We start from the raw sequence: 16,152 nt of genomic DNA on the forward strand, positions 1-16,152 counted from the left end.
CTCAGCCCGCCTGCTTCAGCAGGTCGTCGGCCTTCGCCTGGGCGTCCTTGACGGCCTGCTCGGGGCTCTTCTTGCCCTGCATGGCCAGCTGCACCTGCGCCACGATCGCGTTCTGCACGGCCGGGGAGAGGTTCGTCTGGTTGGTGTCGGCCGTCTTGAGCTGGTCGGCGACGAGCTTGCGGGCCTGGGAGAACGGGTCGCTCCCGGTGACGTTCTGGAAGAACGGGTCGTTCAGCGAGTCCGTGGTCGTCGGGAAGATCACCACGTTCGGGTCCTTGCACCAGGCCGTCTGGTTCTCGGCGTTGGTCAGGTACTCGGCGAAGGCGAGCGCCACGGGTGCGTGCTTGCTGGTCGCGGCGACCGATATGTACTGGGGGGCGCCGGCGGAGGCGCGGCCGAGCGCGTCATAGGGCTGCTGGCCGACAGCCGTCCTGTCGTAGATCGAGGGGCTGTTCTGCTTCACGAAGCGCACGAAACTCGGGTTCGTCGAGCCGTAGGCGACCTTGCCCTGGCTGTACAGCGTCGACGGGTCGTTGCTGGAGGACAGCGAGTCCTTCGGCATCGCGCCCTCCTTGTACAGCTTCGCCATCCAGGCCACCCACTGGGTAGTCCTCGGATCATTGGCGAAGACCGCGGATTTGCCGTCCGCGGACAGCGTCTTGATGTTCATCTGGTCGAAGTCCGCCGGGATCCGCCAGATCGGGTTGGCCATCGTCGCGTAGAACTTGCCCTTGCCCGCCTTGGCGATCTTCTCGTAGTCGGCGAACAGTCCGAAGAGCGTCGTCGGCGGCTTCGCCGGGTCGATGCCCGCCTTGTTCAGCAGGGCCTTGTTGTACGTCAGCAGGACGCCGCCGGTGTACCAGGGGAGGGTGGTGTGGAGGGCCTTCCCGGAGGCGTCCTTGAAGGTGGCGGACTTCCAGAACGACGGGACGAACGGCTTCGCGACCTGCGGGTCCTTCACGCTCAGGTCGAGCAGGTAGCCGGCCTTGGTGAGGGCGGTCGCGGTCGGGGCGTTGACGTTGATGACGTCCGGCAACGTACAGGCCTGGGCGTCGGCGACGGTGCGCTGGGTGAAGGTGTTGTCGCCCGGGTCGTCGATCCACTTGACCTCGGCGCCGGGGTGGGCCTTCTCGAAGGACTTGATCACTCCGTTGAAGAAGCCCCCGAAGTCTTTCTTCAGGTTCGTCGTCTGGAAGGTGATCTGTCCCTTGACGTCACCCGTCAGCCTGCCCGAGCCGACGTTGCCCTTGTCCACCTTGCAGCCCCCGGCGGTGCCGTCCCCGCCGCCGGAGCCGCCGGACAGGCCGCAGCCGGCCGCCGTCAGCGTCAGGGCGATGATTCCCGCCACGGATGCGGTGAGTCTTCCAGCGCGCATGTCCACCCTCCTGGGACCAGCCGAGAGGCTGGTTCAATCAACCAACTTCGACTCCGATTGATGAAAAGGTGGACCAGAATTCATCGGAGGTCAATGGTTTGCCGTGTTGCGTTTCGGTTCCGCCCCTGAGTCAGTGGCGGTGCTCGTGGTCCGGGTGCGAGGGGTCGCCGGGGTGCTCGTGCCCCGCGGCGTACACCACGTCGGCCCGCGCCCGGTCGAACCAGGCGAAGAAGGCGCGTCGGCCCGCCGCGCGCCTGAGTTCCTGTGCGATGCGCTCGCGGGCCTGTTCGTACGGCAGGAAGTCTGTAGGTGCCGCCGGTCCGAACGGGTCGACTCCGCGCCGTAGCGCGTCCGGGGTGAGGAAGCGGTCCCGGTTGCGGTCGTAGTAGTCGCGTACGGCTTCCTCGGGGACGTCCTGCTCGGCCTCCAGTTCGGCGAGGAGGGTACGGGCGGCGGGGGAGTGGGCGAGGGCTGCGGCGATGATGCTGCCGAGGTCTGCGACGTCTTTTTCGGCCACGGTCAGGAGAAGTGTGGGCGACACCTCTGCCACCGGGGCCAGCCCCCGTTCTGCGCATGCCCGCCGGGCCAGTTCGTCGGCTACGACCACCTGGGTGGCCCAGCGCCTTCGCTGCCGTTCGGCTCGTGCCGGAGCAGATAGTGCCGCGTCATGTCGGTGGTTGCCTGCCGCGCCGACGTGGCTTGTCGCGCAGTTCCCCGCGCCCCTGGAGGGGCGCTCCGGCACGGTCTGTAGAAAGGCGTCGACGCGGTTTTTTGGGACCGGTTCACCCTGTACGACGGCTGCGTGGTCCGTCATCGCCTTACCTCCAGCTCCACGGCCTTCGTGTACGCGACCCGCCCATGCCAGGCGATCTTCGCCATCAGCCAGTACGAGCCCGGTGGGATCGCCACGCCGTCCACGTCGATGGTGCAGTCCAGTTGCTGCCCGGCTGCGATCGTGAAGCCCTGGCAGCCCGGGGCGACCCCAGGCCAGGTGCCCCAGGAGGACACCGCCCACAGGGTGCCGTTGACAGGGCCACGGGTGGTGTTGTGCAGGGTCACCGGGACGCGGACGTGATCGCCGCTCCTGACCGTGATCCGGTCAACTCCCAGATCTGTCAGCAGAGTTGGCCCGGACGGCTCGCCCGGTACGTCGACGGCCACGACGTCCTCGTATGTCTGCCCCTCGTACGACAGCCGTGCCGCCAGCCAGTGTCGGCCAGGTGTCGCGTCGGGCGGGGGCGTCACCGTGAGCTCGGTGAGGGTGAAGCCGCCGGGGCCCAGTGCGTACGGGAGGGCGGCGGGCTCGGTGGACCAGCCGGGGGGTGCCTCGACGGTCACCGTGCCCGAGACGGGTGCGTCGGTGAGCTCCGAGGAGATCCGGACGGTCACGTTGAAGGGGCCGCCGGAGGCGGTGAGCGTCGTCGGTGAGATGTACACGGCCACCGGCATGTTGCCGCGGGGTGCGGGGCCGGAGTTGTGGAGCCAGTAGCGGGTGTGGACCGGCTGCGCGGGCTCGTGGGCGGCGATGCCGGGGTCGTACGAGCTCCGGGGGCCCTCGGTGGGCGTGGCCAGGACCGTCGTGACCTCGAACCCGGTCAGGCCGATGGAGAGCACTCCCTGGTCGTCCGGCGCCAGTTGCTCCCCGGGTTTTTCCAGTACGTCCGTGCGGGCGCCCCGTGCCCAGGCGCGTGGGCCGTGCACTCGCGCCCGTACCGGACGTCCGTTGACCTCGTGCATCCGCACGACGACCCCGCGCTCCGGATCCGCCGGCGCCATGCTCCCGCGGGCGAGCGGTGAACCGGCCGGCTTGAAGGCGTCGAGCAGGACTTCGCCCGCAGGTTCGAGCCGCAGCAGGCTCAACTCCCTTGGCAGGCAGGCCACTTCCGACGTCTGTCGTACTCGGGCGCTCAGCGGGTGGTTGAACTCATGGCCGACGCGGGGCAGTTGCTGCTCCCGCCAGTCGCCTTCGCCGCCGACCACCGCGTACTCGAAGGTGTGGGACCAGCGCTGGAGCTGGAACCCCGAGCCGTCGGGGGCCGTGCGGCGGGGCGGGTCGACCCAGATGCCGGACGGCCAGCCCGTGCAGGAGCGCATCAGGGACATGTAGAGGTCCCCGGAGGAGGTGACGACACAGCCCGGCGTGCCGCGGTTGAGTACGGCGAAGCCGCTCCCGTCCCAGGCGTCACCCGGTGGGAGGGCCTCGCCGCCGCCGGCTGCCGTGGCCGTGACGGTCGCGTCGTCCAGGTCGGCGATCAGCGCGTCGACCGCCTTCGCATCACCCTCGGAGTCGGCACCCGCCACCACCAGCAGCGGCAGCCGTTCGAGGTCGCGCAGGTCGGCCCCGGGCACCCACTCCTCGCGCAGCGAGGCGCGCGGCGCGACCCAGACGGCGGCCACGCCGCCCTCGGCGAGCTGCCGCTGCAGTTCGCGCCCGGCGGCCGGATCCCAGCCCAGCGCCTCGGCGACGAGGGAATTGCGGTCCGGGCCGCCGACGGCGATCCGGATGTCGGGCAGGTTGGAGTCGACCTCCAGGTCGCCGTAGCGCGGACCGTCGGCGATCGTCGAGGTCGCCGTGACCCCGGCACGCACCAGGGCGGCCGCGAGCGGCGTCCCCAGCTCACCGGCCTCGTCCCAGGAGGCGTACACCAGCTCGGCGACCCCGATCGACCGCCGGCCGAGCAACGCGCCCGTGTCGTCGCGCAGTTCGACCCGTGCCGTGGACCCGAGCCCGAACCAGGTGTTGGCCGGGTTGTCCAGCGTCCACGGGAACTGCTCGCTGTCCACGTCGACGAAGCCGAACCCGCGCCCGATCACCGCGTCCGCCACCTCGTGCACCGGCAGCCCGCCCTGCACGTCGGAGGGCCAGCGGACGCGGATCAGCCGGTCGGCGCCGTCGTAGCCGTCGATGGTCGTCGTCACGTCGACGCGCGGAACGCCGCTCCACAGCGTCAGACGCTGTGTGTACCGGAACAGCCCGAGGTCGGCGCGGACGGTGATCCGTGCGCCGGCGGGGGAGTGCTCGACCTCGGACTCCGCGACCACGTCACGGCTGCGGGCGGCGGTGGTGCCCGTCGGCGTGAGGTGCCAGGGGCCCTCGCCGAAGCGCGGGTGCCTGGGGTACTCCTCCTGCACGACGAGCTCGTTGCCGATGTCCCCGGCGCGCAGCAGCTCCCGGCCGCCCTCGGTGAGCGCGCGGAGGCTGCTGACGCCGCCACCGCGCGCGGGGTCGACCGTCACCTCGTAGAACTCGTTGCGGATGGTGGCGCCCTCGCCGGGTGCCCACTCGGGGACGGTGCCCTCGGCCAGGGGGAGGGCCTTGAGTCCCATGCCGGGCAACTCCGGTACTACGACGTGGAGTTGACCGTTCTCGCGGACGGCTGGGAGGCCGAGGGGGACGAGTCCCGGGTCGTCGACCGTCAGCACGTCCCGTCGCTGCCAGGTCGCGGAGTTGAAGACGACCAGGTCGGCGCCGTCGCCCGGGGTGACCTGGTCGGCCAGTGCCTGCGTGGCGTCGGCGTGCACGGTCTCGGCCAGGTCGGCCAGCTCGCGCCAGCCGGTCATCAGGTCGATGTAGACCTGGTCGGACTCGGAGCCCGTGATGGCGTCGTGGTGGGCGCCGTAGATCAGCTGCCGCCAGGCCTTGTCGAGCGCCGCGTCCGGGTACGGGTGCCCGGTGACCAGCGAGGCGAGCGTCGCCCAGGCCTCCGCGTCGGCGAGCAGCGTCTCGCCGTACCGCTGGGCCTGCTTGGTGTCGATGTAGGAGACGTCCTTACCGGTGTAGACGGGGTTCATGTCCCGTGTCTGCGGGGACGCCTTGCGGCCCTCCGCGTCCAGCTGCGCGCGCACGGCGGCGAAGAAGTCGCGCGGGGTGCCGCTGATGAAGCGCGGCCAGACGTAACGGGCGTTCCAGTCCCGGTGGATGTCCATCACCCAGCGGCACGGGGGCGCGTAGTCGCCGCCGACCGGGAGCAGGACGTTGCGCGTGAGGGCGACCGACCTCAAGCCCCGGAACAGCTTGAGGGCGGCCGCCTCCGCCGCCGGCAGGGTGGGTGCGTTGTCGATCGCCCAGCCGGCGCCGTAGTGGTTGACCATGTAGGCCGTCAGCAGCCCGCGCCCGGAGGGGGCGATCCAGCTGAACTCGGCCGGGAACTGCATGCGTCCGGGATCGCGCGGCTCCTCGCCGAAGACGGAGAGAGTGGGCCCCCACTGGTGGAACGGCCCGCGCGCCCACGAACTGGAGCTGATCCCCGCGTCCGCCATCAGCCCCGGGAACTGCGGATCGTGCCCGAAGGCGTCCAGCTGCCAGGCCGTCTCCGGCGACCCGCCCATGATCCCGCGCTGGAACCCGTCGCCGTACAGAGCGTTGCGTACGGTCGCCTCGGCGCCGGTGAGGTTGGTGTTGGGCTCGTTGTAGGTACCGCCCATGATCTCGACGCGGCCGGTGCGCATCAGCTCGCGCAGGAAGGCGCGCTCCTCCGGGAAGGAGTCCCAGTACGGCTTCAGGTAGTCGACCTCGGCGAGCACGAAGGTGTAAGCCGGGTCGCGGCGGGCCAGGTCGCAGTGGGCGCGGACCAGGCTCATCCCGGACTGGCCGCGCGAGTCGAAGGTGCGGGCGGGCAGTCCGGTGGAGGCAGGGTCGTCGGCGACGTCCCAGGTCTCGGTGTAGGCGGCCTGGGTGTTCCACCACACGGGGTCGTAGTGGAAGTGGCTGACCATGAACATGGTCCAGCCGGGCTCGGCGGCCGTGAAGGCGACCGTGAGCGCACCGGTCTGCTCGGGGTCCACGGCGTCCTCGGCGGTGACCGTGACATGGGTGCCGTCGCCGGGCGCGAGGTCGGTCGTCACGGGTATCTCGGCGCGGACCTTGCCGTCGTCGCCCGTGGTCGCGACCGTCGTCCCGGAGACGCCCGGGCCGGCGACGACGATGCGGACCGTGCGGCCCGGCGCGTGGCTCAGCTCGACGGCCATCACCTGGTGCGGATGCTCGCTCGTCCCGACGAAGAGCTCGGTCGACTCGGCAGAGGTGACGCGCATGGGTCTCCTACGAGGATGCTCGGGGGAGCCCCATCCTGGCATCGCCGGGATGATTCAAACAACCACCCTCACGCATTCTCGGTGGTTCATCCATGCAATCGCGTCCGGTTTCACCTCGTCCGGCGCGACTTCACCGCATGCTGCGGTGCGATGTGGTCCGTGAGGGCGAGCGAGGCGCTGGCGCGCTGGTAGGAGAGCTGGCCGACCCGGACGTAGAGGCAGTCGACGATCATCAGGACCGAGTGGCGGCCGCCGATGCTGCCCGTGCGGAAGCTGGTCTCCGAGGTGGCCGAGATGAGCCGGATGTCGGCGGCCCGGGCGAGCGGCGAGCGCGGGTCGGTGGTGATGGCGACGGTGGTGGCGCCGCGCTCCTTGGCCATCTCGAAGGGTTCGAGGGTCTCGCGGGTGGCGCCGGAGTGGGAGATGCCGATGGCCACGTCCGCCGGGGTGAGCAGCGCCGCGGAGGTGGCCGCCCCGTGCACCTCGGTCCAGCCGCGGACCGCGCAGCCGATGCGGAACAGGCGGGTCTCGGTCTCCTGCGCCACCGTGCCGCTGCCGCCGACGCCGTACACATCGATCCGCCGGGCCTTGGCCAGCGCCTGGGCCGCACGCTCGACCGCGTCGAGGTCGATCCGGTCGATGGTCTGCTGGATCGCGCGCAGGTCGGCGCTGCCGACGACCTGGACGACCCGCTCCAGGCTGTCGTCCGGCGAGATGTCCGGCCCGATCTCGGCGGAACCCCAGTCGGAGACCTCGCCGCGGCCGCGCTCCTGGGCCAGTTCGATCAGCAGATGCTGGTAGGAGTCGAGCCCGATGGCGCGGCAGAAGCGGGTCACGGTCGCCTGCGAGGTGCCGGTGCGGCGGCCCAGTTCGGCGGCCGAACAGTGGGTCACGGCGGCCGGATCCTCAAGGATCAGGTCGCCGACCTTGCGGAGGGATCCGGCCAGCCGGGGAAGCTCCGTGCGGATCAGTGTGGTGACGTCCGTCGAGGGCATGAGGAGAAGGTACCAGCCACCCGTCAGGGGGCGGATTGAATACCAGTACCGCAGAGGTGAGCGATGTTCGCACGTTGGGCCGTTGCATTGCTCGCTGCATGACCCATGTGATTTATTGATTCACCTGTGGAGTCGGATGGGGTGGTTCAATCCACCGGTGGGGAGTGTCGTGTGTCCGTCGAGTCTGTGAGCGCCGAAGGCTTCGCACAGGAGAGCCTGGCCGTCCTGGCGAACATCACCGAATCCGCCCGCGAAGAGGTGACGGGCGCCGCCGGACTGATCGCCGACTGCGTCCGCTCGGACGGCGTGATCCAGGCCTTCGGCACCGGACACTCCCAGGCCATCGTCCTCGAACTCGCGGGCCGGGCAGGCGGGCTGGTGCCGACGAATCGGCTGAGCATCGCCGACCTCGTTCTTTACGGCGGCGACGACCCGAGTGTCCTCGACGACCCGCTCCTGGAGCGCAGCGAAGGGGTGGCCGAGCGGCTCTATCGCCTCGCCGGGCCGAGCCCGCAGGACCTCTTCGTGATCATCTCCAACTCGGGTGTCAACAACGTGATCGTCGAGATGGCGCTGCAGGCCAAGGAACGGGGGCATCGGGTTCTTGCCATCACCTCCCTCACTCATACGCGGGCCGTCCCTGCGGGACATCCGAGCGGGGAGAAGCTGGCCGATCTGGCTGATGTCGTACTCGACAATCGCGCTCCGCGCGGGGATGCGCTGCTGGAGCTTCCCGGCGGGGGGTCTGTCTGTGCGTTGTCGACGCTGACCGGGGTGATGCTGGTGCAGATGGCGGTGGCCGAGGCGTCGAGGTTGCTGCTCGACTCCGGTGAGCGGCCGCCCGTCTATGTTTCGGCGAACGTGCCCGGTGGGTTCGAGGGCAACCTTGAATTGGAGAAGCGGTACGCCGGGAGGATTCGGCGTACCGCGAGTTGACTCCGTCGGTTGGGCAGTGAGTTGTCTGCGGTCCGGTGGGGGCTGGTCGCGCCCACACGGCGGAGCCGCAGATCGACACAGCCCCGCGCCCCTTATGGCGTCACTGTTACCGCCAGTGGGTAGGCGCCGGTAGTGAAGGAGGCCTCTACCTTCCGTTCCGCCACGTCGATCGGTACCAGGGTGTTTTCGTCGGCTGTTGTGACATAGGCCTTGGTGCCGTTCCAGTTCAGGGCTATGTCGAAGGCCGACTTGCCGACCTGGATCTGTTTGCCGGGGGCGCCCGTGACCGTGTCCACGGGGGTTACGGAGTTGCCGTTGCTGGGGCTGACCCAGAGTGTGCGGCCGTCCGGGGAGAGGGCGAGGCCGTAGGCCTGGCCTGAGACGAGCAGGGTCGGTTCGGTGTCGTTCGTGGCGGTGTCGATCGGGGTGACCGTGGAGCCGCCGGAGTCGGACACGTACACCGTCCTCCCGTCGGGCGAGGCGACCACGTTGAAGGGGCTCGGGCCGACCGGGACGGGGGGCTCGGCCTTGCCGGTGGTGAGGTCGACGGGCGAGACCGTGTTGTCGTGGATGTCGGCGACGTACAGGGTCCTGCCGTCGGGTGTGATCGCCATGTTCTCCGGTCCGGAACCGACCGGGACGGGTGTCCCTGCTGTCAGGGTGGTCGTGTCCACGGGCTGGACCGTGCCGTCCGTGTAGTTGGCGACCCAGAGCGTACGGCCGTCAGGGGTGAGGGCGAGCCCGGCCGGGACGCGGCCCACGGAGACCGTCGCGGTGACCTTGCCGGTGGTCACGTCGATCACGCTGACCGTGTTCGAACCCTGATCGGCGGCGTAGGCGGTGCGTCCGTCGGTGCTCACGACCACCTCACCGGGGTTGGCGCCCACGCCGATGTCGGTGCTCTTCCCGGAGGAGAGGTCGATCGAACTCACCGAAGCACCACTGAAGTTGGCTGTCAGCGCCCTGGGCGTTCCCGTCCCGTCGGCGACCCGGACCGGGAGTGCCCGGCTGAGGATTCCGGTGCCGGATACGACGAGTGAGCGGACTCCCCGGGCCGTCCCGGCGGTGACCGTGACGGTCGCCGAGGCGCTGCCCCCGGCCGGGACGGTGGCACTGCCCTCGGTGGGCGAGGCGGTGACGCCGTCGGGCACGGCGAGCTTCCAGGAGACCGTGCGGGAGGTGGTGGAGCGTTTGTCGGAGAGGTTGAGCGTTACCGTGCCGGTCGCGCCCGGCTCGAGGCTCAGCGAACCCGGGGTGAAGGACGCGTCGACGCCGGGGTCGGGTGCCGTGTCCAGCATCGTCGTATAGAGGAACTGGTCCATCACGCCCGGCGAGACCTGCTGGGGGATCGCGTCGAGTTCCTTGCGCTCGGCCCTCAGCCGGTTCCAGTACGTGGTGACGGCGCCGGTGTCGCCCTTCTTGTCGGCCAGCAGCAGGGCCACGGCGGTCCGGCCCGCGGTGCCGTAGCGGCCGAGCTTGTCCAGCCAGGCCGAAGTCTTCTCCAGGAAGGCCGAGTTGGAGAGGTGGGCGCGCAGCTCGGCGGGCGTGGCGGCCATGTCGGTGAAGTACGCCGTCAGTGCGGCGGCCGCCCGGTCGAGACCGTCGTCGTCGGCGTAGGCCTTGCGGAAGGTTGAGATGAGCTTGGTGAGCGTGGGTGATTCGGTCGGGTCCAGCTGGGAGGAGTAGTTGTTCTCGGCGAAGATGCGCAGCGATTTCGCGGCCGAGGGCCCGGCCAGGTCGCGGACGGAGGCGAGGAAGGCCGCGCGAGGGTCGTAGGCGTGCGGGTTCCAGAGGTACGCGGCGGAGGTGAACAGGGCCAGGCGGCTGGCCTCGCCCTGGATCATCGGGTTGGCGGTCACGCCGACCGCCTCGCTCGCCACACCGGGTTCGCGGCCGGTGTAGGGGCCGAGCAGGAGACGGCTGGTGACGTAGTCGTTCACCGGATAGTTGTCCCAGACCAGGATCGGGTGACCGTAGACCGTGCGGGCCTGCTTCAGCTGCTCGGTGGTGATGGTCGGTGCGATCACGCCGACACCGGTCCACTCCACGACGACGGACCGGTCCAGCTTCTCGCGCAGAGCCTTCTTGTACGGGGAGTCGGCGAGGTCGGAGTACTCCGTGGGGACCATCTCCAGGGGCCGGAGGCCGGTGTGCTGGGCGGAGAAGTTCTTCCACGCCTGGTTGAGGAGGTAGGCCTGGGCCGCGCCCGCCGCACCCCCTCCCGTGCCGAACTCCTTCTCGTCGGCGTCGCAGTTCCACTTCGTGTAGCTGATGTCGTCCAGCGGGATCGCGAACGACCGCACGCCGATGTCGTACAGCGAGTCGAACTTGCGGGTGAGGGCGGCGATGTCGGACGCGGAGGAGTAGCAGACCGACAAGCCGGGGGAGAGGGCGTAGGTGAAGCGGACGTGGTTGGCGTCGGCGCGGTCGACCAGTTCCCCCAGCCGGGCCAGCTCGGCGGCCGGGTACTCGTCGCGCCAGCGGGCACGCAGGTAGACATCGTCCTTGGGGGAGTAGACGTAGACGTTCTGTTTCGTACGGCCGTAGAAGTCGAGCTGGTTGAGGCGCTCGGTGTGGGTCCAGGGGGTGCCGTAGAAGCCCTCGACGACTCCGCGCAGGGCGGCCGTGGGCCAGTCGCGGACGGTGACCTGGGGCAACTCGTGCCGCCCGGCCACCAGTTGGCGCAGGGTCTGGGCGGCGTAGAAGGTGCCGGTGGTGTCGACGCCGGACAGGGCGAGAAGTCGGCGGCCCGAGGCCAGGGTGTAGCCGCCGGAGGGGAGGCCCGCCGGGGACTTGGCGTGCAGCTTCTTCAACGCATCCGTGGTGGCCGGGTTTTCGGAGGGGCCACCGAGAAAGACGGTGAGGTCGGCCCTCGGAGGTCTGTCGTCGGCGCCGACTTCGATGATGTGCCTGGCGCCCGCTGCGCGCAGCACGGACTCCACGAGGCGGCGGGCGGACCGGTCGGTGCCGGAGCCCACGACCTCCACCACCCTTGTCGGAACGGTGAGTTGACCGGGTCTGGTCTCGATCTGCCGGGGAGTCGGCCATATCCGGGCCTGTGTGGCTGTCGTGGCCGCCGTCGCCGAGGTGATGGCCGGGGCGGTGAGGCCGGCGGCGAGTACGAGGGTGGCGGCCGCAAGGCACCACGGACGTCTGGCTGGGAACATGTATTCTCCTGAGCCAATGGTGAATCTATCCGCCGCAAGATGCTAGAGATGCTGAATGCATCATTCAATGGGGCACCGGTCCGCTGCTGTGTCGATCTCTTCGTGGAGGGCGTGCAGGGCGCCGAGTGCAACGTGCCTGACGTTGTGGTGTGGGTCACAGCAGAGCTAGGGTGAAAGCGCTTGGAGGACCACGCCCGGGCGTACCGATCGGCGGCGCGCGACCGGGCCTGCTCCAGGTGAGGAAGTGATCTCGGTGTCCGTCGCCTGGGACGACATCGGCGGACTCGTCGATGCCCACGAACGTTTCCTGGCAGGTGCGCGGGTCGAGGCGGACGTCCGGGGTTCGGTGCTCGAATCCTGGAAGCGCTGCCGCTCCGCGGGGCTGGAACCCAACCATCTGCTCGTCCCCTACGAGCAGGGCCTGACGCTGGACGAACGGTTCCTGCGCGCGGCCGACCCGGTGCTGAGGAAACTGAGCGCCTCCCTGGCGGAAATGGGCATGTCGATCGCGCTGTGCGACGCGCGGGGCCGCATGGTGCGGCGCCTCGACGGCGATCTGCGGCTGCGCGACCGGCTGGACGAGGTGAACTTCGCCCCGGGGTTCGACGCCTCCGAGCCGGTGGTCGGCACCAACGGCGTCGGCACCGCACTCGCCGAGCGCGGCCCGATCTATGTCGTCGGCCGTGAGCACTTCGCCGACTGCCTGCAGCCCTTCGCCTGCGCGGGCTCGCCCGTCCGCAATCCGCTGAGCGGCCGGATCGAGGCCGTCCTGGACCTCACCTGCCTGCGCGACGACGGCGACCCCACCATGCTGCGGCTGGTCCGGGCGGCCGCCCGGGACATCGAGGGCCGCCTCCTCGAACAGGCAACGGAACGAGAACGCGCACTCCTCGCCGCCTACCGGCGGGCCGCCCTCGACGTGCGCGGGGCAGCACGGCCGACCGACCGTCCGGCGCCGGGCGACGGCGACGGACACGACGGCGACGGCCTCGGCCGGATCGACCTCGCCGTACTGCGCGAGCGGGCCGAGGAACTCATCGCCTCGCCGGGCCGCACCCTCGACGAGGTTCCGCTGTCGGGCGGCCGTATCGCCACGCTGCTGCGGCGTCAGGTCATGGGCGCGGCCGGGGAGACGGGCGTCGCGGTGGAGGCGCGCATCCTGGGCGGGCCGCGGCTGAGCGGGCTCGGACTGCCGACGTCGCCACCGGTCGCCGGGCCGGTGCCGGTGGCGACCCCGGGGGCGAGCGGGCCGCCGGTGACCGCGCGCGAGGCGACGGCCCCGACGGCGGCCCCACCCGCCGTCGTCGTACGAGCCGTCGCGCCCCCGCCCCAGGCCCCGGCACTACAGCCCGCCGAAACCGTCGGCGACATCCTCGACGGTGCAGAGAGCCGGCTGCTGCTCGTGGGGGAACCCGGCGTCGGCCGGCTCGCCGTACTCGCGCGCAGGCGGCTGGAGTTGCTGCATGACGCCGGATTGCGGATCGGCACCACCCTCGACGTCACCCGTACCGCGGAGGAACTGGCCGAGGTGACCGTGCCCCGGTTCGCCGACTTCGTCGCCGTCGACCTGCCCGACGCGGTGCTGCGCGGCGAGGAGCCGGTGGCGCTCGACGGCCGGACGCCACTGCGCCGTGTCGCCATCCGCGCCGTACGCAAGCAGCCCGCCAATCTGTACGACGTCGGCGACACCGTCGAATACGTCCCGTCCACGCCGCAGGCCCGCTGCCTCGAACTCACGCAGTCCGTCATGGAACCCGTCCTGGCTCAGGCGGGCGGCTGGCTCGCACAGGATCCCGAGCGGATGGGGCGGGTGCTCGCGGCGGGCGTCCACTCCCTGATCACCGTGCCGCTGCGAGCCCGCGGCACCACGCTCGGCGTGGTCAGCTTCTACCGCTCCGAGCGGCCCGCCCCCTTCGAGGACGACGACCTCTCCCTCGCCCAGGAGCTGGTCCTGCGCGCCGCGACCTGCATCGACAACGCCCGCCGCTACACCCGCGAGCACAACACCGCACTCGCCCTGCAGCGCAGCCTGCTGCCCAAGGGCCGCCCCGAGCAGAGCGCCGTCGAGGTCGCCTACCGCTATCTGCCCGCGCAGGCCGGCGTCGGCGGCGACTGGTTCGACGTCATCCCGCTGTCCGGCGCCCGTGTCGCCCTGGTGGTCGGGGATGTCGTCGGCCACGGCCTGCACGCCGCGGCCACGATGGGCCGGCTGCGCACCGCCGTGCACAACTTCTGCTCCCTGGACCTGCCGCCCGACGACCTCCTCACTCACCTCGACGACCTGGTGGGGCGCCTGGACCGGGGCGAGGGCTGGGCGGTGGAGAGCACCCAGGCCGACTCCGGCATCGTCGGAGCGACCTGCCTCTACGCCGTCTACGATCCGGTGTCCCGGCGCTGCACCCTCACCCGCGCCGGGCACCCCCTGCCCGCGGTCGTCGCACCGGACGGCACCGTCGAGTTCGTCGACCTGCCCCCCGGCCAGCCCCTGGGCCTCGGCGGCATGCCCTTCGAGACCGTCGAGCTGGAACTCGCCGAGGGCAGCCAACTCGTGCTGTACACCGACGGGTTGGTCGAGGACCGGCTGCGCGACATGGACTCCGGCATGGACCGGCTCCGTAGCGTCCTGGGCGTGCCCGGCCGGGCCCCGGAGGACACCTGCGAGGCCGTCCTCGACGCGCTGCTGCCGGAGCGGCCGAGCGACGACGTGGCTCTGCTGGTCGCCCGCACCCACGTTCTCGGCCGGGAACGGGTGGCCGAGTGGGTCCTGCCCAGCGACCCGGCGGTCGTCTCCCGCGCCCGCACCGCGGTCACCGGACAGCTCGCCGCCTGGGGGCTGGACGAACTGGCCTTCACCACCGAACTGGTCGCCAGCGAACTCGTCACCAACGCCATCCGTCATGCCACCGGGCCCGTGCAGCTCCGTCTTCTGCGTGACCGTGCGCTGCTCTGCGAGGTCTCCGACGGGAGCAGTACGTCGCCGCGGCTGCGGCGTGCTCTTACGGAGGACGAGGGCGGGCGTGGGTTGTTCCTGGTTGCTCAGCTCACTGAGAGGTGGGGGACTCGGTATACGCCTTACGGCAAGGTGATTTGGACAGAGCAGTCGTTGCCTTGATACCGCGGGCCGGTGGGGGCTTGTCGCGCCCACGCGGCGGGGCTGCATATCGATGCAGCCCCGCGCCCCTTTGGGGCGCGTTACCGCACCGGAGCTCGCCAGGGCCGCATGGTCACCAGCCCGTCAACAGCAGGTGATTGACGAGCAGCGCGAGTACTCCCTGTGCCGCGAGCCAGCCGCGTGCCCCGGTCAGGAATGCGCAGCTCGGCAGTAGCCACATTGCGAAGGGGAGCCAGATGCGCTCCGTTTCCGCCTTGCTCATGCCGGAGGCGTCGGCGATCAGGAGGGCGAGGAGGGTGGCGGCCACCAGGACGGCGAGGCGGAAGGCGGGGGCCTGGGTGCGGTGGGTGAGGGTTGTGGCCGTGCGGCGCAGGCCTGCGGCGGTGGCCGGGCCGACGATGAACACCGTGCAGGCGAGGTTCGCCCACACCCAGTAGCCGTACGGGCGGACGCCGCCCGCGCCCTGGTAGTAGCGGGTGACCAGCAGGTGGTAGGCCTCCCACCAGTCGAAGCCCAGCGCCGTGAACACGGCCGGGACGACTGCCAGTCCGGCGAGGAGGAAGGGGAGGGGACGGGGGATGGGGGTCCCCCCGCTCGAGCGGAGCCGAGAGTGGGGGAGGCTGCCGAGGAGGACGGCGGCGGCGATCAGGGCGAAGAGGGTGAGGCCGTAGGAGAGATAGGCGGTCAGGCCGAAGAGGAGGCCCGAGGCGAGGCCCGTCCAGCGGGGGTGGTGGCCCGTCACCGCCAGAGCCAGGAACGCGACCGCCCAGGCGGCGACCGCCGTGAAGTAACCGTCGGCGGAGGTGCCCACCCACACCGCCGCCGGGGCCAGGGCGAGGAAGGGGGCCGCGCGCCGGGCGAGGTGGTCGTCGGTCAGTGTCCGTACGGCGACCAGGACCGCCACCGTCGCGGTCGTACCGACGGTGATGACGAAGGCGCCCGCCCAGCCACCGCCGCGCAGCCCGATGTGGTCGAGGAGGACGAAGGTGACGGTGGCTCCAGGGGGATGGCCGGCCACGTGCGCGGGCCAGCTGCCGGGGAGGCCGCCGATGATGTGGTGGGTGAAGTCCCGCAGGGTGGCGGGGATGTCGTGGAAGCGGTCGATGACCCGCAGGTATTCGTATCGCGTCGTCAGCTGTTCGGCGATGCCGCGGTACCAGCCGTCGACCAGGGCGAGGGACCACGTCCAGGCCAGTGCCGTCCCCCAGGTCGCGAGGAGCAGGGGGCGCCAGGGGAGGCGGGCGGCGAGGGCGGGGCCGTACGCCACGACGGCCACCGCGACGGCGATCGCCGCCGGGGTGCCGGGGCCGACGTGCGGCTCCCAGGTCGCCAGAAGCGGGGGCCAGCCGACGCGGAGTGAGCCGTTGCGGTGCTCGATGCCGGTGCCGACGACCGCGGCGGTCACAACGAGCAGCGCTGCTGCGGCGGCGGCGTACAGGTCTCGGCGGAGGTCGCGGTTCACGGCGCACACGCTAGGCCGCGGGGCCTCCCCCGGACGGCTGACATGCACAGACGTCAGAGTTTCGTCATGGT

Annotated in this window: 8 protein-coding genes; 2 read left to right on the forward strand and 6 right to left on the reverse strand. The window is 70.8% G+C overall.

The genetic code is table 11. The features are described from left to right. Position 1: 1 nt before the first annotated feature. The 4 genes from IH68_RS0127150 to IH68_RS0127165 form a co-directional block, all read right to left on the reverse strand. The gene (locus IH68_RS0127150) at positions 2-1,375 is read right to left on the reverse strand and encodes an extracellular solute-binding protein (RefSeq protein ID WP_030939980.1); all 1,374 of its coding nucleotides are present in this window, start codon (positions 1,373-1,375) and stop codon (positions 2-4) included. Positions 1,376-1,505: 130 nt separating this feature from the next. Beyond that, positions 1,506-2,189 (reverse strand): malonyl CoA-ACP transacylase, encoded by a 684-nt coding sequence (locus IH68_RS0127155; RefSeq protein WP_030939982.1) that lies wholly within the window; start codon positions 2,187-2,189, stop codon positions 1,506-1,508. Continuing rightward, positions 2,186-6,409 carry an NEW3 domain-containing protein gene (locus tag IH68_RS0127160; RefSeq protein ID WP_030939984.1) on the reverse strand — a complete coding sequence of 1,408 codons (4,224 nt, stop codon included), beginning with the start codon at positions 6,407-6,409 and terminating at the stop codon, positions 2,186-2,188. Before IH68_RS0127160 ends, IH68_RS0127155 begins: the two co-directional genes overlap by 4 nt. Positions 6,410-6,519: 110 nt before the next feature. Continuing rightward, positions 6,520-7,404 (reverse strand): MurR/RpiR family transcriptional regulator, encoded by an 885-nt coding sequence (locus IH68_RS0127165; protein ID WP_030939986.1) that lies wholly within the window; start codon positions 7,402-7,404, stop codon positions 6,520-6,522. A gap of 171 nt (positions 7,405-7,575) precedes the next feature. On the opposite strand from IH68_RS0127165, the gene IH68_RS0127170 reads away from it, so the two are divergent. Next, on the forward strand, positions 7,576-8,340 hold the full coding sequence (locus tag IH68_RS0127170) for a sugar isomerase domain-containing protein (protein ID WP_030939988.1): 765 nt from the start codon (positions 7,576-7,578) through the stop codon (positions 8,338-8,340). 92 nt (positions 8,341-8,432) lie between these two features. Here IH68_RS0127170 and IH68_RS0127175 read toward each other — a convergent pair whose 3' ends face one another. Beyond that, on the reverse strand, positions 8,433-11,507 hold the full coding sequence (locus tag IH68_RS0127175; protein ID WP_030939991.1) for a beta-N-acetylglucosaminidase domain-containing protein: 3,075 nt from the start codon (positions 11,505-11,507) through the stop codon (positions 8,433-8,435). Positions 11,508-11,751: 244 nt separating this feature from the next. Here IH68_RS0127175 and IH68_RS0127180 point away from each other — a divergent pair, with 244 nt between their 5' ends. Continuing rightward, a complete protein-coding gene (locus IH68_RS0127180; protein WP_030939994.1) occupies positions 11,752-14,619 on the forward strand; it encodes a SpoIIE family protein phosphatase in 2,868 nt (955 codons plus the stop codon). 112 nt (positions 14,620-14,731) lie between these two features. On the opposite strand, the gene IH68_RS0127185 is transcribed toward IH68_RS0127180, so the two are convergent. Then, positions 14,732-16,081: a hypothetical protein gene (locus tag IH68_RS0127185; RefSeq protein ID WP_030939996.1), complete on the reverse strand. Its 1,350-nt coding sequence runs from the start codon at positions 16,079-16,081 to the stop codon at positions 14,732-14,734. Positions 16,082-16,152: the final 71 nt, after the last annotated feature.

The sequence above is a fragment of the Streptomyces sp. NRRL S-646 genome (assembly GCF_000720765.1).
Taxonomy (GTDB): Bacteria; Actinomycetota; Actinomycetes; order Streptomycetales; family Streptomycetaceae; genus Streptomyces.

Excerpts from the sequence above, each read along its gene's own strand:
- IH68_RS0127150 (WP_030939980.1), bottom strand. The coding sequence starts at position 1,375 with ATGCGCGCTGGAAGACTCACCGCATCCGTGGCGGGAATCATCGCCCTG.
- IH68_RS0127155 (WP_030939982.1), bottom strand. The coding sequence starts at position 2,189 with ATGACGGACCACGCAGCCGTCGTACAGGGTGAACCGGTCCCAAAAAAC.
- IH68_RS0127160 (WP_030939984.1), bottom strand. The coding sequence starts at position 6,409 with ATGCGCGTCACCTCTGCCGAGTCGACCGAGCTCTTCGTCGGGACGAGC.
- IH68_RS0127165 (WP_030939986.1), bottom strand. The coding sequence starts at position 7,404 with ATGCCCTCGACGGACGTCACCACACTGATCCGCACGGAGCTTCCCCGG.
- IH68_RS0127175 (WP_030939991.1), bottom strand. The coding sequence starts at position 11,507 with ATGTTCCCAGCCAGACGTCCGTGGTGCCTTGCGGCCGCCACCCTCGTA.